We start from the raw sequence: 6,509 nt of genomic DNA on the forward strand, positions 1-6,509 counted from the left end.
AGCCTTGAATAAAACTATTCAAGACTCTCCTTCAAATCATGTTCACGCCATCCTAAGGCTATTACCACTATAAGACCAACGGTTGTTAACAAAACAATATAACCAATATTTCTAGCCAAATTACCATCGCCTAAATATAAGTCACCCAGCAAAGTTCCTAAAACTGCAATCCAAATACCAAATCTTTGGATCTTAGTAAAGGCAGTTCCTGTCTGACTACGTCTTTCCCTTTTAGTGATGTATGGTAAAACAAAGCCTAAACCAATCAAAACAATAATGGCTACAAAATTAATAACCAATTCATACCACCACATAGATGATCCCATTGGTACATCCTGTGGACCAACAGCAGCAATCGTTGCGACACCGGTCAGAATTAGGCACCACCAACCAACTACTAGTGACATAGTTTTGTTTTTAATGTAAACATAACCTGAACTATATTTATCATCGTTCATTCTAACTTTAATAAAGGACCAGAATATCCAGCACGTTACCCCTGGTGAAATAATCCCATTCAAATTCAAAAGCCAATTAAAAATATCCTTCATATTTGGCAATAGAATACCCAAAAACATGATGAAGGCACTCAAACCAACGGTTAACAAGTATCCATTGATTGGCAAACCAGCTGAATTAGTTTTTCGCAAAAATTTTGGCATATACTTATTGCCAGTATCAGAAATCAACATTCTAGTCATAGCATTCAACAAGACTGCCAACAAGGCGGCTAGATAAAAGATTTCAGTAAAGGCAAACAAATACATCAAAGTATTTCCCATATGGAATCGATTGCCCAAGGCCTGAAAAGCATAATAAGAACCATTAATTTTTAGATCATCAGGTAGATGATAAGCATTGAAAAATACTCCTAATGAAAATGAACCAAATATGGTCAAGAAACCTGTCATTATAGACAACATAATCATAGCCTTAGGGAAGTCACGGTTAGGATTACGCATTTTCGTTACAAACGGAGCAATTCTCTCAGCACCATTTATGGCAAAAATTAAAAAGCCTAAGGTTGTTAGATAATGTAAATTAAATGTCGGAACGATCGTATGAACTGTTAATGGTTGAGTAGCAATATGACCACCCATTCCTAATGCAGTCACAGTCATAATAACAAATAGAACCGTCATGCCGAACATGGCAATTCCACCGATCGTACTCAAGATTTCTAGCGAATGTTCAAATCGAGACTGAATAATAATGAAGAAAATGAAAATTAGCAGTGTGAATAGTGCAAAATGACTATTAGACATTTGCGTCTGCATTCTATCACTACCATTAACAACCCAGCCTAAAGCTACAGCAATCGTGTTCGCTGTATCAACAACATAAGGAATTGAGGCAGCCCAGTATGTCCAAGCAGCAAAATAGCCTAAGAACTCTCCACTAGTCTCTCTGACCCATGAAGTCAATCCTCCACCATCGTCATCGAAAGTTGAACCTAATTGCCCAACCATCAACGAATACGGGATAACATACATGAGAATCATAATAATCCAAGACGTTATAACGCCCATCCCTTGATTCTGAAAATTGTAAGTCAAGTCATCAAATCCGACAACTGTTACAAAATCCATAAGAGCCAATACTGGCCAACTGATGTATCTTTTCTTTGTATCTAATTCTGTCATGGCGTTTTCCTCAAGTGAAAATAAATCATTCTTTCTAATTTATTCACCTAACGGTTACTCCAAATATACAATACTTTTTGGAGAATAGTAGAAAAATGATTTAAAAATATAAAAAAATTAAGCGCTTACTTAACCGACATGACCGCAATCCCTTGGATTGACCTTTTGGTATACATTTTGGAAAGTTAAGCAACTCGAAATATTTTACCATAAAAGAACTGACTGTGATATAAAAAGATTTGTCAATAATATATTTGTCATATTTGATCAGGGTATGCGTGTCAGAAAACTCTATTTGATAGTGGAAATGCCACACTTTACTGCACAAGGAACAAGTGTAATTGATTCTACTTTATTTTCTTAAATATTTAAAAATAGTCTGTATTGATATCAACAATGTTCTCCTCGAACAAAGTTAAAAATCAATACAGACTATTTATTTCCAACAACTAAAACTATTTAATAACAATCTATACAAATACGTATACTTTAATCAAACTTAAATAAATATCTTCTATTAATTTTAAATTTCTTTCAGATTATATTCTTTAAATCCAAAGGCAATCACTAAAATTATTCCCAGAATACTGAGGCCAACAATGGCAAAGATATTATGTTGATAATTAGATCCGCCCAGATACAGGTCGCCAACAATTGTTAGGAACAACGCAACCAATATTCCGGTCCATTGTAAACGTGTAAAGGCTGAACCTGTCGTACTGCGATTCTCTCGTCTTGTAACATATGGCAAAACCGCCCCTAAACCAATCAAAACAATAATAGCTACAAAATTGATAACCAATTCATACCACCAAGTTGCTCCACCAAAGGCCACATCTTGAGGTCCAATTCCAAATATTGTTGCAACTGCTGTAACGATTAGACACCACCAACCAACTAATAGTGCCATCTTGTCATTCTTAATATAGACGTATTCAGATGGAAACTTTTGGCTGTCTTGTCTGATCTTGATAAATGCAAAGAAAATCCAACAAGTAACACCTGGCGAAATAATTCCATTTAAGTTCAAGAGCCAATTGAAGATATCATTCATACTTGGTAAGAATATACCTAGCAACATGATGAACGCACTTAAACCACACGTTAATAGGTACCCATTAACCGGCAAACCATTGCTATTCTTCTTGCTCAAGACCTTTGGCATATACTTAGCACCAGTATCAGAAATCAACATTCTAGTCATGGCATCCAACAATACTGCCAATAAAGCGGCTAGATAAAATACCTCTGTCCAAGCAAATATATACATCAACAAATTACCAACATGGTACTGTTCACCTAATGCCTGAAATGCATAGTATGATCCATTCATTTTCAAGTCATTGGGTAGATGATAACCATCGAAGAAAACTCCTAGTGAAAACGATCCAAAAATCGTTAGAAAAGCCGTCATAACAGCCAACATGATCATGGCCTTTGGAAACTCTTTTTTAGGATGTCGCATTTTAGTTACAAAAGGTGCAATTAATTCGGCACCATTAACCGCATAAATCAACAAACCGATCGTTGTTAAATAATGCAAATCGAATTTTGGTACGATCGTATGGAAATTCATTGGCTGCGTAGCAATATGACCACCATTGGCTAAACCAGCAAAAGTCATAAGAACAAATAGTACCGTCATACCAAACATAGCGATCCCACCGATTGTACTCAATACCTCAAGGGATCGTTTAAAACGTGACTGTACAAAAATAAAAACAATAAAAGTAATCAAAGTCCAAAAAGCAAACCAGCCATTTGACATATGACTTTGCAATCTGGCATTTCCATAATAAGCCCAGCCTAATCCGACAACAATCGAATTGGCAGTATCAACAACATAAGGAATCGATGCCGCCCAATAAGTCCAAGCCGTGAAGTATCCAAGAAATTCACCACTAGTACCTCTGACCCATGAAGTTAATCCCCCACCTTCATGATTAAATACCGAACCAAGTTGACCAACCATTAATGAATAAGGAATAACATACAAAAATAGCATAATAACCCAAGATGTAATGACTCCCATCCCTTGGTTTTGAAAATTATAAGTTAAATCATCAAAACCAATTACGGTAACAAAATCCATTAAAGCAAGGATTGGCCAGCTTATATAATTTTTTTTAGGTTCTAAATCTTCCATAATGAATAATAAGCTCCCTAATATAAAATAAACACAATTTTATATTTTACACTTAATGAGCATTTTAAATAGTATTTAAAAACGTTTTCAAACTTTATTTTGATTAATTCCATCAGCTTCTAATGTAGATCTTAACAATCTATCAGCTAAGGATGACAATCCAGTCAAATCAAAATTTTCTTGGCGCATAGCCGTATGCAAAACGCCAACCATTCCCCAACAGCAATAGTTCAAAATATAACCTGAGTTTTCAGGATTTTCAAACGGTATCACCTTTTGTCCATTAGTCACTGTCAAATCTATTAACTTGTGCATTAACTGTGAATCAGGATTTCGACATAATACTCCTATCATCTTTTGGTTATCTGCAATATAAGTCATTATTGTTTGAAAGAAAATAGGACCTATCATATTTTCATCTTCAGGACTTTCAAAATCCTGCAACATTTTAGCGAAATGATCTATTACATAATTTTCAGTACCATTTAATAAATCATAGATATCATCATAATGTAAATAAAATGTCCGCCTATTTATATCAGCTCGATCTGTTATTGCCTGAATTGTAATCTCATCAATAGGCATCTTTGCCATTAAATCAATGAAATTCTCACGGATCATTCTTTCTGTTCGTCGAAAGCGACGATCATTTTTATTCATACTTAGCCTCATTTCACTGCACAAATTTATCTATTATGTGTATTAAAACACGAAACACCGGGCATTGTTTATTGTTCCATTGATACTTTCCTAATAAGATTAGACTCATCAAGGAGGCATCATCATGTTTTTAACACTTAAAGAATTACGACACGAAAAATTAAAATTCGGTGCTTTGGGATTAATTATTTTTTTAATTGTCTTTTTAGTACTTTTCATAACTGGGCTGGCAAATGGATTAGCAAACGATAGTGGTTCGGCTCTAAAGAACACATCTGCTCAAACTTTTATACTACAAAAAGGCTCTGAAAAAAGATTAAATCGTTCACAATTAACTGACGCAGATTGGAACAAAGTTAATCATCGAAACGCAGCTAAACTTAGTGTTGCCCAAATGACAATTCAAAAGTCCAACAAAGCCAGTAAAAAAACTGATATTGCTTATTTCGTAACCGATGCAAATAGTTTTTTGAACCCCAAAACAATCAACGGTCAAAAATTAAAAAATAATGATAATAACTCAGTAGTAGTTAGTTCTAAATTAAAAACTGACGGTTATAAAATAGGTGATACATTCAAAGATTCTACTAGTAAGAAAGTTTTCAAAATTGCCGGATTCACTGACAATACAGCCTATTCACACACACCCGTGATTTATCTTAATTTTAAACAATACCAACACATTGCTCCTCAAAATAATAACTTCAACGCAATCGTTTTACAAAGCCAATTGAAACAAAAAACAGGTTATCAAGTAGTTGATAAGCAAAGTCTGATTGGAGCAATTCCTGGCTATTCTGCTGAACAAGGTTCTTTATATCTAATGATTGGTTTTCTCTATCTTATTTCCTTGTTTGTCTTGGCCGTTTTCTTCTACATTATCAATCTTCAAAAATTAAGCGATTTTGGAACTCTCAAGGCATTAGGTACCAGCACACCTTATTTGGTTAGACACGTTATCACTGAAATGGGACTACTTTCACTTATTTCTATCCTCTTATCCTTCGCAATAACCTACTTAATCAAATTAGTTTTACCAGCCTCAATGCCATTTAGTTTGAGCTCTGGCGTTTTACTTGGAACTGGTGGACTATTTATCTTAATAACCTTATTAAGTGCATTATTATCGTTAATAAAGGTTATTAAAATCGACCCTATCACAGCTATTGGAGGTAACAACTAATGAGTGTATTAGAATTAAAATCAATCATCAAAAATTATCCTGATGGGCAACTCGTTAATGAAGTATTAAAAGATATTTCTTTTACGGTTGAAAAGGGTGAATTTGCTGCTATTGTAGGACCAAGTGGTGCTGGAAAAAGTACCTTATTGACCATCATGGGAGCATTGCTTACTCCAAGTTCAGGTTCGGTTTTATTAAACGGACACGATATCAGTCATCTTTCCAAAAAGCAACAGACCGAATTGCGCCTAAACGAAATTGGTTTTATCTTTCAAAACTCAGATTTAATACCCTATCTCAAGATATCTGATCAACTCAAATTTATTCAAAAAATTTCCAAAAAAGAGACTGGCAACGCTGAAGAAGTTTTAACAAAGTTAGGTCTACAAAATCGCTTGCACAGTTATCCAAATGTACTCTCAGGTGGTGAAAAACAAAGAGTCGCCATTGCAAGAGCCTTTATTAACCAACCTGATCTGATCTTAGCAGATGAGCCAACTGCAAGTCTCGATTCTAAAAGAGGCCGAGAGGTAGTTCAAATTATTCAGCAAACAGTTCACCAAGAAGATAAGGCCGCTGTCATGGTTACTCATGATGAACGAGTTCTCGATCTCGTTGACTCAATTTGGCAGATTGAGGATGGCAGATTAAAAAAGGTCCGTTAAAACTTAAACCATAAAAAAATAAGTCCGTGTTGAATATCAACTTTGTAAATACGATTGATATTCAACACGGACTTATTTAAATTAACCAACTAAAGCTATTCATTTACTTCATCATTATCAATTTCTGAAATTCCTAAAGTTACATTCTCTTTGGAATTCTCTACGGCATCAATTCCAACTAAGGCAACCATATCAACCGTAATACTTTGCAG

Annotated in this window: 5 protein-coding genes; 2 read left to right on the top strand and 3 right to left on the bottom strand. The window is 34.7% G+C overall.

Annotated elements, in window-relative coordinates; translation table 11 throughout:
- Positions 1-14: 14 nt before the first annotated feature.
- The 3 genes from CBP76_RS11445 to CBP76_RS11455 form a co-directional block, all read right to left on the bottom strand.
- Positions 15-1,643 (bottom strand): APC family permease, encoded by a 1,629-nt coding sequence (locus tag CBP76_RS11445; RefSeq protein WP_166667261.1) that lies wholly within the window; start codon positions 1,641-1,643, stop codon positions 15-17.
- 523 nt (positions 1,644-2,166) lie between these two features.
- On the bottom strand, positions 2,167-3,789 hold the full coding sequence (locus CBP76_RS11450) for an APC family permease (protein WP_102196991.1): 1,623 nt from the start codon (positions 3,787-3,789) through the stop codon (positions 2,167-2,169).
- An 87-nt stretch (positions 3,790-3,876) separates the two neighbouring features.
- Positions 3,877-4,449 (bottom strand): TetR/AcrR family transcriptional regulator, encoded by a 573-nt coding sequence (locus CBP76_RS11455; protein WP_102196992.1) that lies wholly within the window; start codon positions 4,447-4,449, stop codon positions 3,877-3,879.
- A 124-nt stretch (positions 4,450-4,573) separates the two neighbouring features.
- Between CBP76_RS11455 and CBP76_RS11460 the strand changes: the two genes are divergently transcribed.
- Positions 4,574-5,632: an ABC transporter permease gene (locus tag CBP76_RS11460; RefSeq protein ID WP_102196993.1), complete on the top strand. Its 1,059-nt coding sequence runs from the start codon at positions 4,574-4,576 to the stop codon at positions 5,630-5,632.
- A complete protein-coding gene (locus CBP76_RS11465) occupies positions 5,632-6,297 on the top strand; it encodes an ABC transporter ATP-binding protein (RefSeq protein WP_102196994.1) in 666 nt (221 codons plus the stop codon). Before CBP76_RS11460 ends, CBP76_RS11465 begins: the two co-directional genes overlap by 1 nt.
- Positions 6,298-6,509 lie beyond the last annotated feature (212 nt).

It is taken from the genome of Companilactobacillus nuruki, from assembly GCF_002872255.1.
Taxonomy (GTDB): Bacteria; Bacillota; Bacilli; order Lactobacillales; family Lactobacillaceae; genus Companilactobacillus; species Companilactobacillus nuruki.

Excerpts from the sequence above, each read along its gene's own strand:
- CBP76_RS11460 (WP_102196993.1), top strand. The coding sequence starts at position 4,574 with ATGTTTTTAACACTTAAAGAATTACGACACGAAAAATTAAAATTCGGT.
- CBP76_RS11455 (WP_102196992.1), bottom strand. The coding sequence starts at position 4,449 with ATGAATAAAAATGATCGTCGCTTTCGACGAACAGAAAGAATGATCCGT.
- CBP76_RS11450 (WP_102196991.1), bottom strand. The coding sequence starts at position 3,789 with ATGGAAGATTTAGAACCTAAAAAAAATTATATAAGCTGGCCAATCCTT.
- CBP76_RS11465 (WP_102196994.1), top strand. The coding sequence starts at position 5,632 with ATGAGTGTATTAGAATTAAAATCAATCATCAAAAATTATCCTGATGGG.
- CBP76_RS11445 (WP_166667261.1), bottom strand. The coding sequence starts at position 1,643 with ATGACAGAATTAGATACAAAGAAAAGATACATCAGTTGGCCAGTATTG.